The organism is Petrimonas sulfuriphila (genome assembly GCA_038561985.1).
Lineage (GTDB): Bacteria > Bacteroidota > Bacteroidia > Bacteroidales > Dysgonomonadaceae > Petrimonas > Petrimonas sulfuriphila.
This window is the reverse complement of sequence record CP073276.1, coordinates 951,598-970,828: the sequence shown is the minus strand read 5'-3', so window position 1 is coordinate 970,828 and position 19,231 is coordinate 951,598. Positions and strand designations below refer to the sequence as shown.

The window sequence follows — 19,231 nt, the reverse complement described above, 5'->3', positions numbered from 1 at the left end:
GTGTATATTTTGTTATTGTAGCACTCCTTTTATAAATTCTTCCAGGCTTGCACCGGGATTAGCTGATCGCATGAAGTTTTCTCCGATAAGAAATCCCCGGTATCCGGCTTTGCGTAACTCTTTTACCGTTTCTGGGTTTGAAATTCCGCTTTCCGATACCCAGACGGCATCCCGAGGCAACAACTCTACCATTCTGTACGACTTTTTCAGGTCCGTTACGAAAGTACCCAGGTTCCGGTTGTTGATGCCGATAATGGTGGTTTCGAGAGAAGTGTATTCAATTTCCTTCTCATCATGAAGCTCCAGTAAAACCTCCAAACCCAGTTGTTTCGATAACCGGATAAACCGATGCGTTTCTTCTATGCTCAGTGCTGCAGCAATAAGTAAGATGGCGCTTGCACCCGATAACCGGGCTTGCAGGATCTGGTATTCGTCTATGATAAATTCTTTGCGTATTACCGGTATTTTTGCCTGTCGGGCTGCATGCTGCAAATCGGCAAGCGTGCCGCCAAAATAGGTTGAATCGGTCAGTACCGATAGTGCAGTGGCTCCGGCAACCTCATATCCTTTAGTTGCATTCCCTGCGTTGGCATGTTGATTTATCCATCCCTTGCTTGGCGAGCGGCGTTTAAACTCCGCAATGATTCCTGTACTGGATTGCAGCAACGCATCCTTGAGGGAATAGACGGGTAAATGGCAGTCTGCCAGTTCCCGTTCCAGCAGGGAATAAGGTATGCTGTTTTTTTGTGCCGCTATTTCGTTCCGTTTGTGGGCGATTATTTCATTTAGAATATCTTTCATATGGGTGGTTTATCTGTTTATTTCCACGAATTTCTTGAGCGCATTCAATGCCTTTTTCCCGTACAACGAGTTTTTGGCAATCTCAATACACTCCGCAATCGGTTTTTTGTTTTCGATGATCTGAATGGCAAATGCGGCATTGGCAATAACCACATCCATCTGGGGTTGCGTTGCCGTACAGTTGAGTACCCTGTTGAATACAGAAACCACATCTTCGATTGTGTTTCCTCCGAAAATTTCTTCCTGTCTCACACGATTAAACCCCAGCTCTTCGGGCATAAAAAGTTGTTCTCCCTTGTTGGTCACCACTTTGAATTGCCCGGTGAGTGAAATTTCATCATAACCGTCCAGGCTGTGAACGATACCGAATTTTTTTCGGCTTGCCTGGTAAATATAGCTGTACAGCCGCGACATCGATAAGTCGTAGACGCCCAGCAACTGATACTCCGGATCGGAAGGGTTGATGAGCGGTCCGAGTACATTGAAAAAGTTTCTCACGCCCAGGCTTTTCCTCACCGGGGCGACCGCTTTTAGGGCAGGGCTGAAGAAAGGCGCGTGAAGGTACGCGATGTTGGCGGCCTCGATGCTTTTTCTCAGGACGTGGATGTCGGTTGTGAATTTGACCCCTTGCTGTTCCATGGCGTTGCTCGAGCCGCTGACCGAAGTGGCACCGTAATTTCCGTGTTTCACAACGGGGTATCCGGCTCCGGCAACTACAAAACAGGCCGAAGTGGAAATGTTGAACGTGTTTTTCCCATCGCCACCGGTACCTACAATATCAATGGCCTTGTACTCTTTTAGGTCGACGGGAACCCGCATCTCCACCAGCGCTTCGCGGAAACCGAGCACTTCTTCTACCGAAATGCTGCGCATCAGAAATATGGTGATAAGTGCCGCCACCTGTGTGTCGGGCACTTCTCCCCTCACGATTGCTATCAATAATTCGCGCGATTCGTCGCGGCTCAGGTACTGATAATCCAGTAGTTTGACAAGTATATGTTTCATTTTTCTAAAAAGTTTTTTATGATTTCCGTGCCCAACGGGGTAAGGACAGATTCGGGATGAAACTGAACGCCGTGAACGTCTAATGTTTTGTGCTTCAAAGCCATTATGTTGCCCGATTCATCTGTGGCCGTAATCTCCAGATGGGAGGGAAAGTTTTTGTCCGATACAATCCAGGAATGGTACCGCCCCACTTCTATCCGGGTTGGGAGGGCATCGAAGATATAATCGCTGCCTACCATCCTGATGGGTGTTTGCACGCCGTGGTGCACCAGGGGAGTATTCTCGAGGGTGGCGCCAAAGGACAATCCGATCGCCTGATGCCCCAGGCAAACCCCCAGCATGCTTTTGCCCGGCGCATATCGGTGGATTAGCGGTAACAGGTCTCCTGCTTCCTCCGGAATTCCCGGACCGGGTGAAAGAATGATTTTGTCGTATCTATCCACATCGTCCAGATCGATTTTATCGTTCCGGATAACGTCTATATCGGTGTACCCAAGCTCCCAGACGACGTGTCGCAGGTTGTAGGTGAAGGAATCGTAATTATCGAATATCAGAATTTTCATTTTTTTAAGACAGTTAGACAGTTTTAGCTTCACACATTATTCAACTTCTCCGCGAGGTCAATTGCTTTCTTCAAGGCCCCCAGTTTGTTTTTAACTTCCTGGAGCTCGTTCTCTTCGATGCTCTGCGATACAATCCCTGCGCCTGCCTGATACCAGAGCTGGTTATTCCGGCTTACAAACGTGCGGATGGTTATGGCCTGGTTGATATCGCCGTTAAATCCGATAAACCCGATGCAGCCGCCATATGCCCCGCGGTTGTGTTCCTCGATCTCCGATATCAGTTGCATGGCCCTCACCTTGGGTGCTCCCGATAATGTCCCGGCCGGGAAGGTATCGAAAAACGCCTGGACGGGATTAACGTCCTCGTCGAGCGTGCCGCTTACGCGGGAGACCAAATGAATGACATGCGAATAATACTGTACTTGCCGGTAAAAATCGAGTTTTACTTTGTGTGCGTTTCGGCTCAGATCGTTCCGGGCCAGATCGACTAGCATCACGTGTTCGGCATTTTCTTTCGGGTCGCTTTTGAGGCGTTCGGTAGCTTCCGCGTCCTCCTGAAGGTTCCCTGTTCGCTTAGCCGTTCCGGCAATAGGGTCTATGCTGATGGTTTTACCCTTGATCTGACAATGTGTTTCGGGTGAAGAACCGAAAATGCGAAAACCGCCGAAATCAAAGTAGAAGAGATAGGGGGACGGGTTGATGGTTCGCAGTGCGCGGTAAACCTTAAAGTCGTCTCCCGAAAATTCCTGCACGAAGCGTCGCGAGAGAACGATCTGAAACACATCGCCCCGGTGGCAGTGTTCAATGCCCTGCCGGACATAAGACTTGAACAGGTCGTCGGTAATGGGGCTCGATTCCTGACCGTGAATAAAAAAGTCGTACGATGCAAAATTCCGGGCATTGATAAGGCTCTCCACCTTGTAGAGTTTGCTTTCCTCTTCATTGCCAAGCAGTTCGATCAGCAGCAGTTCGTCTTTCTGATGATTAAAAACCATCAGGTATTTATAGAGGATATACCGCATGTCGGGGGCGTCGTTACGGTCCTCGGTACTCTCCTTGACGTTGATCCCCTCGGTATATTTCACACAGTTGAACGTGGTATAGCCAAAAAGCCCCGTCAGGGAGGAGTTGTCGCCGTTTATGCAGAAGTTGTTGATGAAATTGTTTAATGCCCCGGAAATGGTAAACTCTCCGGATATCCTGTTCCTGACGGTGTTCCCGTCGGGATAGGTTTCGATGCACTCGCCCCGGTTTATGTCGATATGCGCCATGGGATTCAGCCCGATGTACGACGTGCTGTTTTCGTTGGCATGATAATCGGAACTTTCGAGCAATGCCGATTGGGGAAAGGCATCCCGGATTTTCAGATAAAGGCTTACCGGTGTATGCAGGTCGCCCATGACCTTTTTGCAGTTTGTTGTGAATTTGTAAGTCATATTTTTTAGATTGAAAGAGATTGAAAGAGATTGAAAGAGATTGAAAGAGATTGATTTCCAGACTGTATACAACAACCTGTTTTCAATCTTAAATCAATCTGCATCAATCTGTTTAAAGTAAGTCTCCAGGTCTTTATCCCCCCTTCCCGAAAGTGTCAGGACAACTATGTCGGACGGTTTGAAAGTGATTTTATCGAGCGCAGCGAGTGCGTGAGCCGACTCCAATGCAGGGATAATGCCTTCATAACGCGTAAGTTCGAAAGCGGCTTTTAGGGCTTCGTCATCGTTTACGGCAACTACCTGTGCCCGCCGGGTAGTTGTCAGGTGGGCGTGGATGGGCCCAATACCCGGATAGTCCAGCCCGGCGGAAATGGAATAAGGTTCCGTGATTTGTCCGTCTTCCGTTTGCATCACCAACGTTTTGCACCCGTGGATAATTCCAATAGAGCCCATTTGTATGGTGGCTGCCGTTTCTCCGCTGTCGATTCCCTTGCCGCCTGCTTCGGCGAGTACGATTTTCACCGCATCATCGTTCAGGAAGTGATAGATGGTTCCCGCAGCGTTGCTTCCCCCTCCCACGCAGGCGAAAAGATAATCGGGAACGGCACGGTTTTCCTTTTCCATCAGCTGCTTCCTGATCTCTTCACTGATGACTGATTGTAACCGGGCTACCATATCGGGATAGGGGTGAGGCCCAACGGTGGATCCGATGATATAATGTGTGTCCGTCGGGTTGCAGCACCAGTCGCGGATGGCTTCGTTGGTAGCATCCTTCAACGTCATGTTCCCCGAAGTAACCGGAACGACCGTTGCACCCAGCATCTGCATCTTCTTGACGTTTACGGCTTGGCGTTCCACATCGGTTTTTCCCATATAAACAATACATTCCATCTGCATCAAAGCACAAACAGTAGCGGTTGCCACACCGTGCTGCCCGGCACCCGTCTCGGCGATAATTCGGGTTTTCCCCAATCGTTTAGCAACAAGAATCTGGCCGACTGTATTGTTGATCTTGTGTGCCCCGGTATGGTTTAAGTCTTCCCGTTTGAGGTAGATGCTGCATCCGTGTTTACCGGAAAGGTACCCAGACCAGTAAAGCGGAGAAGGCCTGCCTACGTAATCCCGGAGAAGCTGGTCAAAATCTTTTTTAAACGATTCGCTTTCCAGGATTCTGAGATAGGCGTCCTGCAATTCGGTAACGCATCTGTGAAGGATTTCAGGAATATAGGCTCCGCCAAATTCACCGTAAAATCCGGACTTATCTACTGAAAAATTCTGCATATACTGTTTTTTTTGTTTGATACCAACGAAAAGAGCCTGTCGCAGGTGCGACAGGCTCTTCTATGTTTATTGTTATTGAGTTCTTGCTATAGATACGACTGCTTCCCTTACGACCGGTTGAGTTGTAAGTAGCGCCACCAATATCCGTTAGCAAGAGAAATGTTCATATTCCAATTATTTTGCTGCAAATGTAGGTTTAAAAAAATAAAAAGCAATGTATTTTTCAAACTTTAACATTTAAAAAATGTTTCTTACATTTAAAACCTGTATCCTATGGAGAAAGAAGAGCGGATAAAAGCCCACGGGCCTTTGGTCTTTGCTTCTGCCGAAGTGGAAGAGACATCAACACGCTCTACCTCCGCAATTTTTTTCCCTCCAATTTCAATGTCGTTCAGGTTCTTTATAATCTCCTGTTTCAGGCTTGCTTGCTCTTCTGCAGACATTTCATGGCTGGAAGTTCCGTTAAATAGGGCTTTGTTCGTGCCGTAGTGAGCACCAATGATTGTCCAGTCAAGCGCGATCCTTTTCTTTTTCCCGGCTAACCATTGTATTCCGATAATTGCTCCCCCACTGTGGGTATTCAAATTACCCTTAAGGTTAATTTCTTGCGGCACACTATTCTGATCTTCAAATTCTATTAAGAGGTTTGAAGCTTTAAAGCGTTCGTATTTGTAATATGGGGCAATATAGAAGCCTTTACCGTAGCCGGATCTGCTTAAGTAAAAACGCACCTCGGGTGTAAAGGAGAACGTGCCAATCCGGATGTCTTCGAGTTGAGGATCATCTGAAAAACGGCTGATATAAGGGACCCCGCCCTGGGGCATAATGTTCACTCCCAGTACGGCGCTGATGTTTTTGCTAATGATCTGTTCTCCGTAAAACCCGAAATTCCGAGTCGCCCACCCCAGGACATTGGCCTTTAGGATGGTTTTGCCTCCCGACAGCAGCCCGTCAGCGGCATTCGATTGTCTGTTAATTTGTTGTGCGTTGACACCACCCATAATCATCAGTGCCAAAAGGGATAATAAAGCTGTTTTTTTCATGTGAGTGTTATTAAAAAGTGATACCGGGATTTTACCGCAAAAACAGGGAAATATTTTTGTAAGAAATAAACGAAAATCCCGGCAAATTGTTCAATAATTTTATATTATTTTTTATAATAAAAAGGTATAGCTGTTAAACTTGAATTTGGTCTGTTGAGTAAAAAATTGTTTCTTTGCTACAGCGTGCGGTCTATTTGGTTCAGTGATATACAGAAGATGTTTCCATCCTGATTATCTACTCGCATTAATAAGGTTGGACGCTGTTTGGTTATCAGGCTTTGAAGGAAAGGGCAGGTCTGCCTTTTTACTGACTTGGGGAATGAGGCACAATATATCGTCTGTTGGAAGATTTGGCCGTAGCAGTAACGGGTACAAAAGTTAAATAAAGAAAATCAGAAAAGGGATGAATTCTAAAAAATCCAAAATAAAATACAGAGTTGAGAAAGATACGATGGGGGAGGTAAAAGTTCCTGCTGATAAACTCTGGGGTGCGCAAACCGCACGTTCGCTCCACAATTTTAAAATAGGAGCGCCTGCTTCCATGCCTCTGGATATTATTTATGGATTTGCGTACCTGAAAAAAAGTGCTGCGTACGCCAATTGCGAGCTGGGGGTGTTGTCGCAGGAAAAACGGGACCTGATTGCGCAGGTGTGTGATGAAATACTGGAGGGGAAGCTGGACGATCAGTTCCCTTTGGTTATCTGGCAGACCGGCTCTGGAACGCAAAGCAACATGAACGTAAACGAAGTGATTGCCAACCGCGCTTATCAGATTTCCGGGAGGGAAGTCGGCGATGGAGAGAAGCCCCTTCACCCGAACGATGATGTAAATAAATCGCAGTCATCCAACGATACGTTTCCAACGGCGATGTCCATTGCCTGCTATAAAAAAATTGTTGAGGTTACCTTGCCGGGATTGCGTGGTTTACAAAGAACACTTGCTGTAAAATCCATCGAAACGGAAGAAGTGGTCAAGATCGGGCGTACTCACTTTATGGATGCTACCCCCCTGACATTGGGACAAGAGTTCAGTGGATATGCTGCTCAGCTGGAATACGGTATAAAAGCCATTGAAACCACCTTGACTCACCTGGCCGAACTGGCTCTTGGCGGAACCGCGGTAGGGACCGGCCTGAATGCTCCCAGAAATTACGATGTCCTCGCAGCAAAATACATAGCGGAGTTTACCGGGTTGCCTTTCGTGACTGCAAAAAATAAATTCGAAGCACTTGCCGCACACGATGCCCTGGTTGAAACGCACGGAGCATTGAGACAGGTGGCGGTTTCGCTTAACAAGATAGCCAATGATATCCGTATGCTTGCATCCGGGCCACGAAGTGGAATTGGAGAGATAACGATCCCTGCCAATGAGCCGGGTTCTTCCATCATGCCGGGGAAGGTGAATCCTACTCAGGCAGAAGCTGTAACGATGGTTTGCGCACAAATCCTGGGAAACGATGTGACGATAGGTGTCGCCGGCATGCAGGGCCATTTTGAATTAAATGTTTTTAAACCGGTTATGGCGGCGAACTTTTTACAGAGCGCCCGCCTTCTTGGAGATGCCGCCGTATCTTTCAATGAACATTGCGTTTCAGGAATAAGGCCGAACTTAGGAAGAATCAAGGCATTGGTGAATAATTCCTTAATGCTTGTAACGGCTTTGAATACAAAAATCGGTTACTACAAGGCGGCCGAGATAGCCAAAGCTGCTCACAAAAACGGAACCACCTTAAAGGAGGAGGCGGTGCGGTTGGGTTATGTTACCGCCGAAGACTTCGATGAATGGGTGAAACCCGGGAATATGACCAAACCTCTGGATTGAACATTTTTACTGAATTTTACTAACTCAATACAATAAAATTTCTTTTTATGAGGATAGCTCAACTTTTGATGGTTCTGTTTTATCTAGCAGTGACTTTTTCTGCTGAAGCGCAAACCCGTGTACAATTAACGTTAAAAAAAGGCTGGAAGTTTTCGCGTGAAGACAACGCATCTGCCTCGGGAATAAATTTCAACGATGCCTCTTGGCAGTCGGTGGAGGTGCCCCACGATTGGGCTATTTACGGCCCGTTTGACCGGTCTAACGATATCCACCGGATGGCTATTGTCCAGGACGGTCAGACAAAAGCGACCGAACATTACGGAAGGACGGGAGGACTTCCTTTCACCGGCGCCGGATGGTACAGGAATAGATTCTCGATTCCGGATTTTACCGGTGACAAGCGGGTGAAAATTCAGTTCGACGGGGCAATGAGCAATGCCCGAGTTTACGTCAACGGGAAAGAGGCTGGATATTGGCCGAACGGATACAACACGTTTTATCTTGATATTACCGGTCTTATAAACAACGATGGAAAGGAGAATGTGCTTGCAGTCCGCCTCGAAAATTTTGAAGAACAATCGCGCTGGTATCCCGGTGCGGGACTCTACCGAAACGTTCACCTGATCGTTACGGACAAGACACACATTCCCATCTGGGGGACTTACGTTACAACGCCTGTTGTGGAAAAAGATGTTGCGCGTGTGAATGTCCGCACCCGGGTACATGCCTCCGGAGAAGGCAATCTGAAACTGGTTACCGAGATCCGGGACAAGTCGTTCAATACAATCGCTTCCGCAGAGAATACGCTCTCTAAAGCCGACATGGGTGAATTTTCACAAAACCTGGCCGTGGAAAATCCCCAATTGTGGGGGATTAAACAGCCGAACCTGTATACGGCGGTGTCCAGGCTCTACGAAAACAATCAATTGGTTGACGAGTACACTACGCCTTTCGGCATACGTACCCTGGAGATTAAGCCCAACGACGGTTTTTACCTGAATGGCGAGAAGATAAAATTTCAGGGTGTATGCCTGCATCACGATTTGGGACCGCTGGGGGCTGCAGTGAACGAAGCTGCCATCCGTCGCCAGATCCGTACGATGCAGGATATGGGTGTAAACGCTATCCGCACTTCACACAATATGCCTGCACCTGAATATGTTCGGATTGCCGATGAAATGGGAATGATGCTGATGGTGGAAACGTTTGACGAATGGGCCATTCCGAAAGTGAAAAACGGCTACAACCGCTATTTTAACGAGTGGGCGGAGAAGGACCTGACGAACGTGCTGCATCATTATCGGAACAATCCCAGTGTGGTGATGTGGTGCATAGGCAATGAAGTAGAGGAGCAAAGTGACAAGCACGGTTCAAGGGTGGCACGTTTCCTGCAAGATATTTGCCACCGCGAAGACCCGACTCGTCCGGTAACCAACGGAATGGACCGTCCCGACCATGTGCTTTCCAACAACATGGGGGCCGTGATGGAGGTTCCAGGATTCAATTATCGTCCGTTTCGTTATCAGGAGGCGTACGACCGCTTACCGCAACAGGTAATCTTAGGCAGTGAAACGGCATCTACGCTTAGTTCCCGAGGGGTATACAAGTTTCCGGTGGAGCGTAAATCCATGGCGCAGTACGATGATCATCAGGCCTCTTCATACGATGTAGAGCATTGCGGTTGGTCGAATCTTCCTGAGGATGATTTTATTCAACACGAAGATTTGCCGTATACCATCGGAGAGTTTATCTGGACGGGCATCGATTACCTGGGAGAACCGACGCCATACTACAGCGCGTGGCCCAGTCACAGCTCCCTTTTTGGCGCGGTTGATCTGGCGGGAATTCCCAAGGACCGTTTTTATCTCTATCGCAGCCACTGGAATAAAGAGGAAGAAACGCTGCACATCCTGCCCCACTGGAATTGGGAAGGGCGTGAAGGGGAAGTGACGCCCGTTTTTGTGTACACCAGTTATCCGTCGGCAGAGTTGTTTATCAACGGGAAAAGCCAGGGAAAACGTACTAAGGAACTGTCTGTCCCGCTTGAAGGAAGTTATACGACAGAAGCGCAAAAGAGTTTCGAACGGCAGAAGCGCTACCGGTTGATGTGGATGGATACCCGTTATGAACCGGGAACGGTGAAGGTGGTGGCGTACGACAACAACGGAAAAGCGGTTGCCGAGAAAGAAGTGCGTACCGCTGGAAAACCGTATCGCGTTGTTATGCAGGCCGATCGCAACGTGATTAACGCTGACGGCGAGGACATTTCGTTCGTCAACGTGAAGCTTGTGGATAAAGCTGGAAATTTCTGCCCGGTTGAAGACAGGGAAATTTCTTTTACGGTAAAAGGTGCCGGTGTATTTAAAGCTGTTGCCAATGGAAATGCAGCCAGTCTGGAATCGTTCCAACTCCCCAGAATGAAGCTTTTTAGCGGACAGCTTACTGCGTTGGTGCAGGCCGGAGAAGAACCGGGAACGATCGTGCTGGAGGCAAAAGCAAAAGGAGTACAAAGCGGAAGGATTGAGATTCTGGTAAAATAGATGACGGGCTGAATGGAATATTGCATACCTTTGCACCTTCAAAAAAATAGGCAATGGCAAAAAAGAGAAAGCAACTTCCTTTATTGGAAAAGGTACCTGTTACCGGTGTAGCGGCAGAAGGCAAAGCAATTGCCCGGGTGGACGGAATGACGGTTTTTGTCCCGTATGCCGTTCCCGGTGATGTGGCCGATATACAGATCACCAAAAAGAAAAGTAATTACGCTGAAGGCAAAGTGACCCGGTTTGAATCGTTTTCCGAAAACAGGGCGGACCCTTTTTGCGAACATTTTGGAACATGCGGGGGCTGTAAGTGGCAGATCCTGCCTTATGGGGAACAGTTGAAATACAAACAAAAACAGGTTGAGGATAACCTGACGCGCATCGGCAAGGTAGAATTGCCGGAAATTTCACCCATTCTGGGCGCTCCTGAAACCACTTTTTACCGGAACAAACTGGAATTTACTTTTTCCGATAAACGGTGGCTGACGGAGAAGGAGATTAGCTCAGGGAGTGAGCTCAGGCAGATGGATGCGTTGGGGTTTCATATCCCCGGTATGTTCGATAAAGTGCTTGATATAAACAAATGCTGGTTGCAGGACGACCTGTCTAACCAAATACGGAATGCTGCCCGGGATTTTTGCCTGAAAAACAATTTCTCGTTTTTCGACCTCCGTAACCAGACCGGGCTGATGCGTACGCTTATCCTGCGCAACACCTCTGTTGGAGAGTGGATGGTTATTGTAGTGTTTTACGAAGATGATGCTGAAAAAAGGGAGATGCTCTTGAATTTTCTTGCCGGCAAGTTTCCGCAAATCACTTCGCTGCTCTACATCATTAACCGGAAGGCCAATGACACCATTACCGACCAGGAAGTAATCTGTTGGAAAGGGCGTGAGTATATTGTGGAAGAAATGGAAGGCCTGCAATTTAAAATAGGTCCGAAATCGTTTTACCAGACCAATAGCCGTCAGGCTTACAACCTGTATAAGATTGCGCGGGAGTTTGCCGGGTTATCGGGCAGTGAACGGGTGTATGATCTGTATACCGGAACGGGAACGATTGCCAATTTTGTTGCGCGAAATGCTGGAAAAGTTATCGGGATTGAATTTGTGGAAGAGGCTGTCGAGGATGCGCGAAAAAATTCACGCAACAACAATATCGAAAACACGTCGTTTTTTGCCGGAGATATGAGAAAAATTCTGACGGAAGATTTTATTCGTGAACATGGCCGTCCCGATGTGATCATCACCGATCCTCCCCGAGCCGGGATGCATGACGATGTGATCGAGGCCATTATTTTTGCCGAACCGCAGCGGATTGTTTATGTAAGTTGCAATCCTGCCACTCAGGCGCGAGACCTCAACCTGCTGGACAGTAAATACCGGGTCGCCCGCGTACAGCCGGTGGATATGTTTCCGCAAACCCATCACGTGGAGAATGTGGCCTTGCTGGAGAGACGGACCTAGTTTTGCCTATTTCACCGGTTCAACCCGGTATCCCATCTTCTGTAGTCCCACGATCAGTCCGTCTTTGCCCACCAGGTGAAGGCATCCGACAGCGATGAACGATGGTTTTTCCCGCATAATATCCGGAAGGAGTTTTAACCACCTCTCGTTCCGGTCCTTGTTCATCGCGTCTTTTTCTTCCGGGGTGCCGGGGCAGGGATCTCCGGGCAACTCCTCTTCGTACAAAGCGTTCAGCGCGTTAATGTCCTGAGCCATGTACGCCGTTTGCAACCTGTCCATTTGCTCTTTCAGCATCCCGGGATGATTCACCATGCAGGTAAGCAGCTCGGCCTGTCTTTCGATGGTCTGGGTGCCCAGCAACAGGTGAATCTGTTCTTCGGCCGTTTCCAACGGTCGTACGGGGCGGGAACGCCTGACCGCCTCTTCCTGGAAGTGCTGGTCGACGCTTATTCCACCCGATAGGGCAGGATAATATTTTTGATATAAAGAGACGGAAATTAAATTGCTCAGCATGGCCGGTTTCATCCTGCCAAGCTGATCCAACCCGACGCCGATAAGCTCTTTCAGCGTTTTGTCGAGCAGCTGAAAATCCGCTTCGCTTGTGAGCGTCCGGTAGTCGTACCCGTTGGGCATAACGGCAGCACCCATGATCTTCATCTGCATCTCGCTCATTTTGTTCATATCGAGCTCCCCCACTGTTTGTTCAGTCGCTTCGAACGCTTCTTCCAGGCCGGTGATGCTGTCTAAAAATGACAACGGAACCAGATGATGTGTTCCAAACAGGTAGGACGGAGATTCAAGACCGCTTCCCGAGATTTTCCACAACAACGCGTTTGTCTCCTCTGTTGTGTTCGCACAGGCTGTCAGGGTGAAAAAAAGGACCAGGCAGCCGGTTAGTTTTCGTAAATTCATAAAATTATAGCGACATCAGTTGATTTCAATAAAATCTGTATCCACAGGCGAATTGGCCGTTTTTGCTTTTTCCCCGACACCCAGAAAATCGAACAAAAACCAAAAAATGGTGAACGATGGAATTACATCGGTAACGGGTAGTATTTCTTCAATAAAGGTGATAACGGATGTGTATTTTCCCCTTTTTTCCCCGAACATCCTGTAGCTGATGGATGCCGCAATGGGTGCCCACACAACATCAACGACGGGCAAAGCAGCTGACGCCATACCGATAGCGTCGAGCACCATGCATTTGAGAAGCTTTTTGTATTTTCTTTCCATTTTCAAGTTTTTAATATACATTATGCTTGTACTTGCCAAAGTTCGACAAAGAACAGGAGGTTAGATGAAGTTAAACCCAAAAAGTTTATTCAGAGACTCTTTTCGTTGAAAATTTAACCAAACAAAAAAGGAGCCTTTCGACGAAGAAGGCTCCTGAATAAGTACGACAAAAAAATCTATGCGCCTGCTGCAGTGGCGTTCAGCGGAGTATAACTGCGTTGTGCCAGCTCTTTGTCCATCGTATAGATTCCGAATCCGTTGGTGCCGATCAACTTCAGGCTGTCAATCATTCCCTGTGCGGTTTCTTCTTCTTCAACTTGCTCGTTTACAAACCATTGAAGCATATTTTCGGTTGCATAGTCGTTCTCGTTCCTTGCTAAGCTTACCAGGTTGTTAATCAGTCCGGTCACCACTTTTTCGTGCGCCAGGGTGTCTTCAAAAGCTTTCAATATCGATTCCCACGACGTATCTACTTTCCCAATCGGTTTCAGTTCGACCTGATTGCCTTTGGCAATCAGGTAGTCCATGAATTTGAGGGCGTGATCTTGTTCTTCCTGAAACTGTACTCTAAACCAGTTTGCAAACCCCATCAATCCCTCATTGGCGAAATGAGCCGACATGGACAGATAGAGATAGGCCGACCAGAATTCTGCATTAACTTGTTCGTTAATAGCTTTTTCTAAATTTTTACTTACCATAGTGTTCGTTTTTAAATGATTCGTTAATCCTACCCTGTTAAACGTTTTTCTCCTGAAAATGTTTACGTTTGATTTTGCTTTTTATACACCACGACCGGTTTTTCAATAGCACGAAACAGGAGTGAAATAGCGATGAAGTCTCTTATTGTCAGACACTTTTCTTCGTAGGTATATTTTTACCCGCCCACTTCGCATTATGAGAAATATTCGTATCTTTGTATCCTGGTTTTTATTGGAAATAGATAAAATATCCAACTCATTTTAATTTTTATCTGATGAATCTGTTAAAAGAGAAAATGATGAAATATGATGCTCCGCAGAAATTTAAATCGGCAGGCATTTATCCATATTTCAGGGTTATCGAAAGCGATCAGGATACGGAGGTGGTTATCAACGGTAAGAAAGTGTTGATGTTTGGATCAAACGCTTACTTGGGACTCACCAATCATCCAAAAGTAAAAGAAGCAGCTGTTGAAGCCACCCAAAAATACGGAACAGGTATGGCAGGTTCCCGTTTTTTAAACGGGACACTGGATATTCATATAGAACTCGAGCGTAAGCTGGCAAATTTTTTAAGAAAAGATGACGCCATCGTTTTCTCCACCGGATTCACGGTTAACGAAGGGGTGCTGGGTGCGGTTACCGGACGAGAGGATTACATCATTTGGGACGAAAGGAACCACGCTTCCATTATCGAAGGTATTCGTGTCTCTTTCTCTACCAAGTTCAAATTCCGTCACAACGATATGGTATCGCTCGAAAGACAACTGAAGCGCTGCGATCCCAACAAAGTGAAACTGATTGTGGTGGATGGCGTATTCAGTATGGAAGGAGATCTGGCGGATTTGCCGGGAATTGTTAAGCTGGCCAGAAAGTATAACGCCAACATCATGGTAGATGAAGCGCACGGCTTGGGAGTTTTGGGAAAGAGGTACAACGGAAAGGGGACTTGCGACCATTTCGGATTGCTTCCCGATGTGGACCTTATTATGGGGACTTTCAGCAAATCCCTGGCCTCTATCGGTGGGTTCATCGCGGGGGATTATCACACGATCAACTACCTGAGACACAATGCCCGAACTTATATTTTTAGTGCGAGCATAACACCTGCTGCTACAGCCGCTGCATCTGCAGCTCTGGATATCTTGCGTGCGGAACCCGAAAGGATAAAGAATTTGTGGGAGCTGACGCATTACACCATTCAGCAATTCAAAGACCGCGGGTTCGAGGTAGGACCTACTTCCACGCCGATTATTCCGCTCTATATACGCAGCGACGAGAAAACGTTTGCCATTACGAAACAACTGTTTGAGGAAGGGATTTTTGTGAATCCGGTTGTTCCGCCTGCCGTTGCACCCAACGAAACCCTTCTCCGTTTCTCGTTGATGGCTACACATACATACGAACAAATTGACTACGCCATAGATCATATCGAAAAAATGTTCAGGAAGTTTGGCGTAATCTAACATACGGCACAGACGGTGGTGAGACCTCGAAATTCTGTTTCGGGGTCTTTTGTTACGTGCCAAAAACCAAAAACAACGTTCAAACGTTAAGAGTACTCACAAAAGAAGAGATTTTGCAAGTCATTGATTTAACTCATAGAATTGAAACGGGACTGCCCGAAGTCGCCGGTACTCTGGGCTTTTTTGACGGAGTTCACATCGGCCACCGACACCTGATAGAACAGGTGAAAACGGAAGCTGGCCGGTTGGGTCTGCCGTCAGCCGTGATCACTTTTCCTGTGCATCCGAGAAAGGTGCTGCACGCCGATTATCAGCCTAAACTGCTTTGCGGTTATGAAGAAAAACTGGAGCAGTTGGCTGAAACAGGAATAGATTATTGCATCAGTTTGCCGTTTACCAGGGAGCTGTCGAAGCTGACGGCCAGTGAATTTATTACCCGGATACTGAAAGAGAAGATTCACGTCCACACGATGCTGGTTGGTTACGATCACCGGTTCGGACACAATCGGGAAGAGGGCATTGAGGAGTATGTATTATACGGCAAAGCCGTGGGGATGAACATTATTCAGGCTACGGAGATGCGTGTGGATGACGAAGATGTGAGTTCTTCGCGGATCAGGCGCTTGTTGATGAAAGGCGAAATTGCGAAAGCCAATCAGTTGCTGACTTACAATTACACCCTGTCGGGAAAAATTGTGGAAGGTTACCAGGTAGGGCGTACTATCGGCTTTCCGACTGCTAACGTGAAGGCTTGGGAGAAATATAAAGTAATTCCCCTGCTCGGAGTTTACGCCGTGTTGGTTCACTTTAGGGATAGAACACATCAGGGAATGTTGTATGTCGGTACGCGCCCGACATTGCAAAACGGAACGGAGATCAGTGTAGAAGTAAATATTTTTGATTTTGACGGAGACCTGTACAACGAGTCGCTGACGGTTGAATTTATCGATTTCATCCGTGGGGATGAAAAATTTGAAAGTATTCAACGGCTTATTGAACAAATATACCGGGATAAGGACAATGTGATAAAACGGTTGAAAAACGTATAAACATGGAATATACTTTATTGAATAACGGTATCAAAATACCTATGCTGGGTCTAGGAACCTACAGAATTGGAAAAACAGATAATGATGTTTATCGTGCTATAAGGACGGCTTTGGATGTGGGTTACAGGCATATTGACACGGCAACTTTATACGGCAACGAAGCTCCGATCGGCAAAGCTATTCGTGAGAGCGGAATACCGCGTGAAGAGATCTTTATTACCACCAAACTTTGGGGGGATGATGTGGTGAAAGACGCCGTTCCGCAGGCTTTCGACAGAAGCATGCAACTGTTGGATATCGACTACATCGATCTTTACCTGGTCCACTGGCCCGTAAAAAATAAACTTGTTTCCACCTGGCGGGAAATGGAGAAGATCTACGCTTCGGGAAAAGCGAAAGCCATTGGATTAAGCAACCACCTGCAACATCATCTTGAAACAATTCTGGAAGAGGCAAACATTCCACCGGCTGTGAACCAGGTCGAGATGCATCCTTATGTGGTATTGGATGATTTGGTCGGGTTCTGTGCCGAAAACGGAATCATATGTGAAGCCTGGAGCCCGTTGGGTAGCAATAAGATCCCTCTTCTCAAAGAGCAGGTATTGCAGGAAATAGGAGGGAGGTATGGAAAATCAACCGCTCAGGTCGTGTTGAGGTGGAATCTTCAGCGTGGAGTGATTGCTATTCCCAAGTCGTCCGGTAAAGAACGGCAACAAGCCAACCTGGATATTTTTGATTTTGAACTCACCTCGGAAGAGATGCAGTTCATCCGGTCACTCGACAGAAATTACCGGACGGGTATCCACCCCGACGAGATAACTTTCTGAGGTGTTTTAAAAGATACCCCTTTCATTGAGCGCTCGCTGGTAACGCGCTGCATTGCGCGCATGCTCTGCGTGAGTGGCCGCAAAATTATGCTTTCCCGACAGATCTTCTTTAGCGCACATGAACAGGTAATTGTGCTGTTGTGGAGACAAGGTTCCGTCAATAGCCTGGATGGATGGTATTCGGATTGGCCCGGGTGGTAATCCGGTATTCCTGTAGGTGTTATAAGGTGATTCCACTTCCAGGTGGCGGAACAAGATACGCCGCAACGAGAAATCGCCAACGGCAAATTTCACCGTCGGATCAGCCTCCAGCCGCATCCCTTTTTTTAACCGGTTGAGATACAATCCGGCCACAACCGGATACTCCTCGGAGTAGGTGGCCTCTTCTTCCACAATCGATGCCAGCGTAGAAACCTGCACCGGTGACAATCCGATTTTTTCCGCTTTACTTTTCCGGGCGTCATCCCAGAATCGGTCGTATTCCTTTTTCATCCGGTTGAGGAGATGGTCAATGCTTGTATCCCAGTATACTTCATAGGTGTTGGGGATAAACAGGGCCGGCAGCGTGTTTTCGTCAAACCCGGCCTCTTTTATTTTTTCCGGATCATTCAGTGCGTTTGCTAGCAGGGCGCTGTCCATCATCAGTTGCTGTGAGATCCTGCCGGCCAGGTCTTCCCTGGTGCGGACATTGTTGAACGTGAGTTTTACCGGTGTCTGATTTCCGGCACGCAGCACGCGAATCACGTCGAGCATGGTCATCCCGTCTTTAATGGCGTATCTTCCGGTTTTTATGTTGCCGGGATAGTTCATTCTTTCCGACAAGATCCTGAAGAGTTGTTCCGACGGCAGGTCCGCTTTTTTTAATTGGGTGATTACCTCTTCGTAGTTCTTCTCGTTATCGATATAAATGTACACCGTTTCTTCCAGGTTGAATGGCTTGAAAATGGTTTTTCTGACAACAACTGCCCCCACAATTACTATCATCAACAGGGAAAGTACTGCCCATAGAAAAATTTTCCTGCCTTTTCTTTTTGGTTTCTGCTCCATACGTCCAAAAGTGATTTGAAAAACTGCACAAATGTAGGAAGATTTAAATAGAAATCTTCCGTTTTTTTTGACAAGATGAAAACAATCTTGTATATTTGCACCCAATTTGGTCGGAAGTCCTACCGGGAAGTGTGGGTGAGTGGCTGAAACCACCAGTTTGCTAAACTGACGTACGGGTAACTGTACCGGGGGTTCGAATCCCCCCGCTTCCGCTAAGAAAGAAAATCCCTTGCAAATAAATAATTTGCAAGGGATTTTCTTTTAAGGAATATGACTACAACACCACTTCCGGTACCACTTTGCCATCAAACAATTTAATTATGCGGTTGGCATAACCGGCATCGTGTTGGCTGTGCGTAACCATCACAATGGTTGTTCCTTCACTATTCAAATCAGTGAGCAAACTCATCACTTCTGCGCCGTTCTTACTGTCCAAGTTTCCGGTAGGTTCGTCAGCAAGGATAAGCTTGGGATTGGCGACTACGGCACGAGCAATGGCAACGCGTTGTTGCTGACCGCCCGAAAGTTGCTGCGGAAAATGTTTCTCCCGATGCGAAATGGCCATACGGTTCATTGCCTCTTTCACCCGTTGTTTTCGCTCGGCGGCCGGGATTCGCATATATAAGAGTGGAAGCTCGATGTTTTCGTACACGTTGAGTTCCTCAATGAGGTTGAAACTTTGGAACACGAAACCAATAATACCTTTCCGCAAGTTTGTCCGTTCGTTTTCAGTAAATTTAGATACGTCGGTTCCGTTGAGGAAATACTGTCCCGATGTGGGGTTGTCCAGCAAACCCAATATATTGAGCAACGTGGTTTTTCCGCAGCCCGACGGCCCCATAATGGCGACAAACTCACCTTCGTTGATTTCGATGTTTACTTCGGACAATGCCCAGGTTTCCACTTCTTCCGTGCGGAAGATTTTTTGTAAGTTTTCTGTTTTAATCATAGTTT

Annotated in this window: 17 protein-coding genes and 1 tRNA gene; 7 read left to right on the top strand and 11 right to left on the bottom strand. The window is 47.2% G+C overall.

Annotated elements, in window-relative coordinates; all coding sequences use genetic code 11:
• Positions 1-12: 12 nt before the first annotated feature.
• From trpC to KCV26_03850, 6 genes are all read right to left on the bottom strand, one after another.
• A complete protein-coding gene (gene trpC / locus KCV26_03875; GenBank protein ID WZX37530.1) occupies positions 13-801 on the bottom strand; it encodes an indole-3-glycerol phosphate synthase TrpC in 789 nt (262 codons plus the stop codon).
• Positions 802-810: 9 nt separating this feature from the next.
• Positions 811-1,806: an anthranilate phosphoribosyltransferase gene (trpD, locus tag KCV26_03870; GenBank protein ID WZX37529.1), complete on the bottom strand. Its 996-nt coding sequence runs from the start codon at positions 1,804-1,806 to the stop codon at positions 811-813.
• On the bottom strand, positions 1,803-2,369 hold the full coding sequence (locus KCV26_03865; protein ID WZX37528.1) for an aminodeoxychorismate/anthranilate synthase component II: 567 nt from the start codon (positions 2,367-2,369) through the stop codon (positions 1,803-1,805). The genes trpD and KCV26_03865 overlap by 4 nt, the downstream gene beginning before the upstream one ends.
• A gap of 29 nt (positions 2,370-2,398) precedes the next feature.
• A complete protein-coding gene (locus KCV26_03860; protein WZX37527.1) occupies positions 2,399-3,805 on the bottom strand; it encodes an anthranilate synthase component I family protein in 1,407 nt (468 codons plus the stop codon).
• A gap of 93 nt (positions 3,806-3,898) precedes the next feature.
• Positions 3,899-5,086 (bottom strand): tryptophan synthase subunit beta, encoded by a 1,188-nt coding sequence (gene trpB / locus KCV26_03855; protein ID WZX37526.1) that lies wholly within the window; start codon positions 5,084-5,086, stop codon positions 3,899-3,901.
• Positions 5,087-5,343: 257 nt separating this feature from the next.
• Entirely contained in the window at positions 5,344-6,129 is a 786-nt protein-coding gene (locus KCV26_03850) for a DUF3575 domain-containing protein (protein WZX37525.1), read from the bottom strand.
• A gap of 424 nt (positions 6,130-6,553) precedes the next feature.
• Between KCV26_03850 and fumC the strand changes: the two genes are divergently transcribed.
• Genes fumC through rlmD form a run of 3 tightly spaced genes read left to right on the top strand, consistent with a single transcriptional unit; the run spans position 6,554 to position 11,957 of the window.
• Positions 6,554-7,951, top strand: a complete 1,398-nt coding sequence (gene fumC / locus KCV26_03845) for a class II fumarate hydratase (protein ID WZX38316.1) — start codon at positions 6,554-6,556, stop codon at positions 7,949-7,951.
• Positions 7,952-7,998: 47 nt separating this feature from the next.
• The gene (locus tag KCV26_03840; protein ID WZX37524.1) at positions 7,999-10,491 is read left to right on the top strand and encodes a DUF4982 domain-containing protein; all 2,493 of its coding nucleotides are present in this window, start codon (positions 7,999-8,001) and stop codon (positions 10,489-10,491) included.
• Positions 10,492-10,544: 53 nt separating this feature from the next.
• The gene (gene rlmD / locus KCV26_03835) at positions 10,545-11,957 is read left to right on the top strand and encodes a 23S rRNA (uracil(1939)-C(5))-methyltransferase RlmD (GenBank protein WZX37523.1); all 1,413 of its coding nucleotides are present in this window, start codon (positions 10,545-10,547) and stop codon (positions 11,955-11,957) included.
• A gap of 6 nt (positions 11,958-11,963) precedes the next feature.
• Here the strand turns inward: rlmD and KCV26_03830 are convergent, their stop codons facing one another.
• From KCV26_03830 to KCV26_03820, 3 genes are all read right to left on the bottom strand, one after another.
• Positions 11,964-12,869: a TraB/GumN family protein gene (locus tag KCV26_03830; GenBank protein WZX37522.1), complete on the bottom strand. Its 906-nt coding sequence runs from the start codon at positions 12,867-12,869 to the stop codon at positions 11,964-11,966.
• Positions 12,870-12,884: 15 nt separating this feature from the next.
• Complete coding sequence (locus tag KCV26_03825; GenBank protein ID WZX37521.1) at positions 12,885-13,190, bottom strand: hypothetical protein; 306 nt, start codon at positions 13,188-13,190, stop codon at positions 12,885-12,887.
• Between the two features lie 176 nt (positions 13,191-13,366).
• A complete protein-coding gene (locus KCV26_03820) occupies positions 13,367-13,888 on the bottom strand; it encodes a ferritin (GenBank protein ID WZX37520.1) in 522 nt (173 codons plus the stop codon).
• Positions 13,889-14,163: 275 nt separating this feature from the next.
• On the opposite strand from KCV26_03820, the gene KCV26_03815 reads away from it, so the two are divergent.
• The 3 genes from KCV26_03815 (at position 14,164) to KCV26_03805 (ending at position 17,230) form a co-directional block, all read left to right on the top strand.
• Positions 14,164-15,354, top strand: a complete 1,191-nt coding sequence (locus KCV26_03815) for a pyridoxal phosphate-dependent aminotransferase family protein (protein WZX37519.1) — start codon at positions 14,164-14,166, stop codon at positions 15,352-15,354.
• 113 nt (positions 15,355-15,467) lie between these two features.
• On the top strand, positions 15,468-16,403 hold the full coding sequence (locus KCV26_03810) for a bifunctional riboflavin kinase/FAD synthetase (GenBank protein WZX37518.1): 936 nt from the start codon (positions 15,468-15,470) through the stop codon (positions 16,401-16,403).
• A 2-nt stretch (positions 16,404-16,405) separates the two neighbouring features.
• A complete protein-coding gene (locus KCV26_03805; protein ID WZX37517.1) occupies positions 16,406-17,230 on the top strand; it encodes an aldo/keto reductase in 825 nt (274 codons plus the stop codon).
• Positions 17,231-17,236: 6 nt separating this feature from the next.
• Here KCV26_03805 and mltG read toward each other — a convergent pair whose 3' ends face one another.
• Positions 17,237-18,277 (bottom strand): endolytic transglycosylase MltG, encoded by a 1,041-nt coding sequence (gene mltG / locus KCV26_03800; protein WZX37516.1) that lies wholly within the window; start codon positions 18,275-18,277, stop codon positions 17,237-17,239.
• 125 nt (positions 18,278-18,402) lie between these two features.
• Between mltG and KCV26_03795 the strand changes: the two genes are divergently transcribed.
• Positions 18,403-18,489: transfer RNA gene (locus KCV26_03795), tRNA-Ser, on the top strand.
• Positions 18,490-18,551: 62 nt separating this feature from the next.
• Here KCV26_03795 and KCV26_03790 read toward each other — a convergent pair.
• On the bottom strand, positions 18,552-19,226 hold the full coding sequence (locus KCV26_03790) for an ABC transporter ATP-binding protein (protein WZX37515.1): 675 nt from the start codon (positions 19,224-19,226) through the stop codon (positions 18,552-18,554).
• Positions 19,227-19,231 lie beyond the last annotated feature (5 nt).

Bases quoted from the DNA above. Each gene is read 5' to 3' on its own strand.
- KCV26_03840 (WZX37524.1), top strand. From the start codon at position 7,999: ATGAGGATAGCTCAACTTTTGATGGTTCTGTTTTATCTAGCAGTGACT.
- trpC (WZX37530.1), bottom strand. From the start codon at position 801: ATGAAAGATATTCTAAATGAAATAATCGCCCACAAACGGAACGAAATA.
- trpD (WZX37529.1), bottom strand. From the start codon at position 1,806: ATGAAACATATACTTGTCAAACTACTGGATTATCAGTACCTGAGCCGC.
- KCV26_03860 (WZX37527.1), bottom strand. From the start codon at position 3,805: ATGACTTACAAATTCACAACAAACTGCAAAAAGGTCATGGGCGACCTG.
- KCV26_03865 (WZX37528.1), bottom strand. From the start codon at position 2,369: ATGAAAATTCTGATATTCGATAATTACGATTCCTTCACCTACAACCTG.
- KCV26_03820 (WZX37520.1), bottom strand. From the start codon at position 13,888: ATGGTAAGTAAAAATTTAGAAAAAGCTATTAACGAACAAGTTAATGCA.
- KCV26_03805 (WZX37517.1), top strand. From the start codon at position 16,406: ATGGAATATACTTTATTGAATAACGGTATCAAAATACCTATGCTGGGT.
- KCV26_03850 (WZX37525.1), bottom strand. From the start codon at position 6,129: ATGAAAAAAACAGCTTTATTATCCCTTTTGGCACTGATGATTATGGGT.
- rlmD (WZX37523.1), top strand. From the start codon at position 10,545: ATGGCAAAAAAGAGAAAGCAACTTCCTTTATTGGAAAAGGTACCTGTT.
- KCV26_03790 (WZX37515.1), bottom strand. From the start codon at position 19,226: ATGATTAAAACAGAAAACTTACAAAAAATCTTCCGCACGGAAGAAGTG.
- trpB (WZX37526.1), bottom strand. From the start codon at position 5,086: ATGCAGAATTTTTCAGTAGATAAGTCCGGATTTTACGGTGAATTTGGC.
- KCV26_03825 (WZX37521.1), bottom strand. From the start codon at position 13,190: ATGGAAAGAAAATACAAAAAGCTTCTCAAATGCATGGTGCTCGACGCT.
- KCV26_03815 (WZX37519.1), top strand. From the start codon at position 14,164: ATGAATCTGTTAAAAGAGAAAATGATGAAATATGATGCTCCGCAGAAA.
- KCV26_03830 (WZX37522.1), bottom strand. From the start codon at position 12,869: ATGAATTTACGAAAACTAACCGGCTGCCTGGTCCTTTTTTTCACCCTG.
- mltG (WZX37516.1), bottom strand. From the start codon at position 18,277: ATGGAGCAGAAACCAAAAAGAAAAGGCAGGAAAATTTTTCTATGGGCA.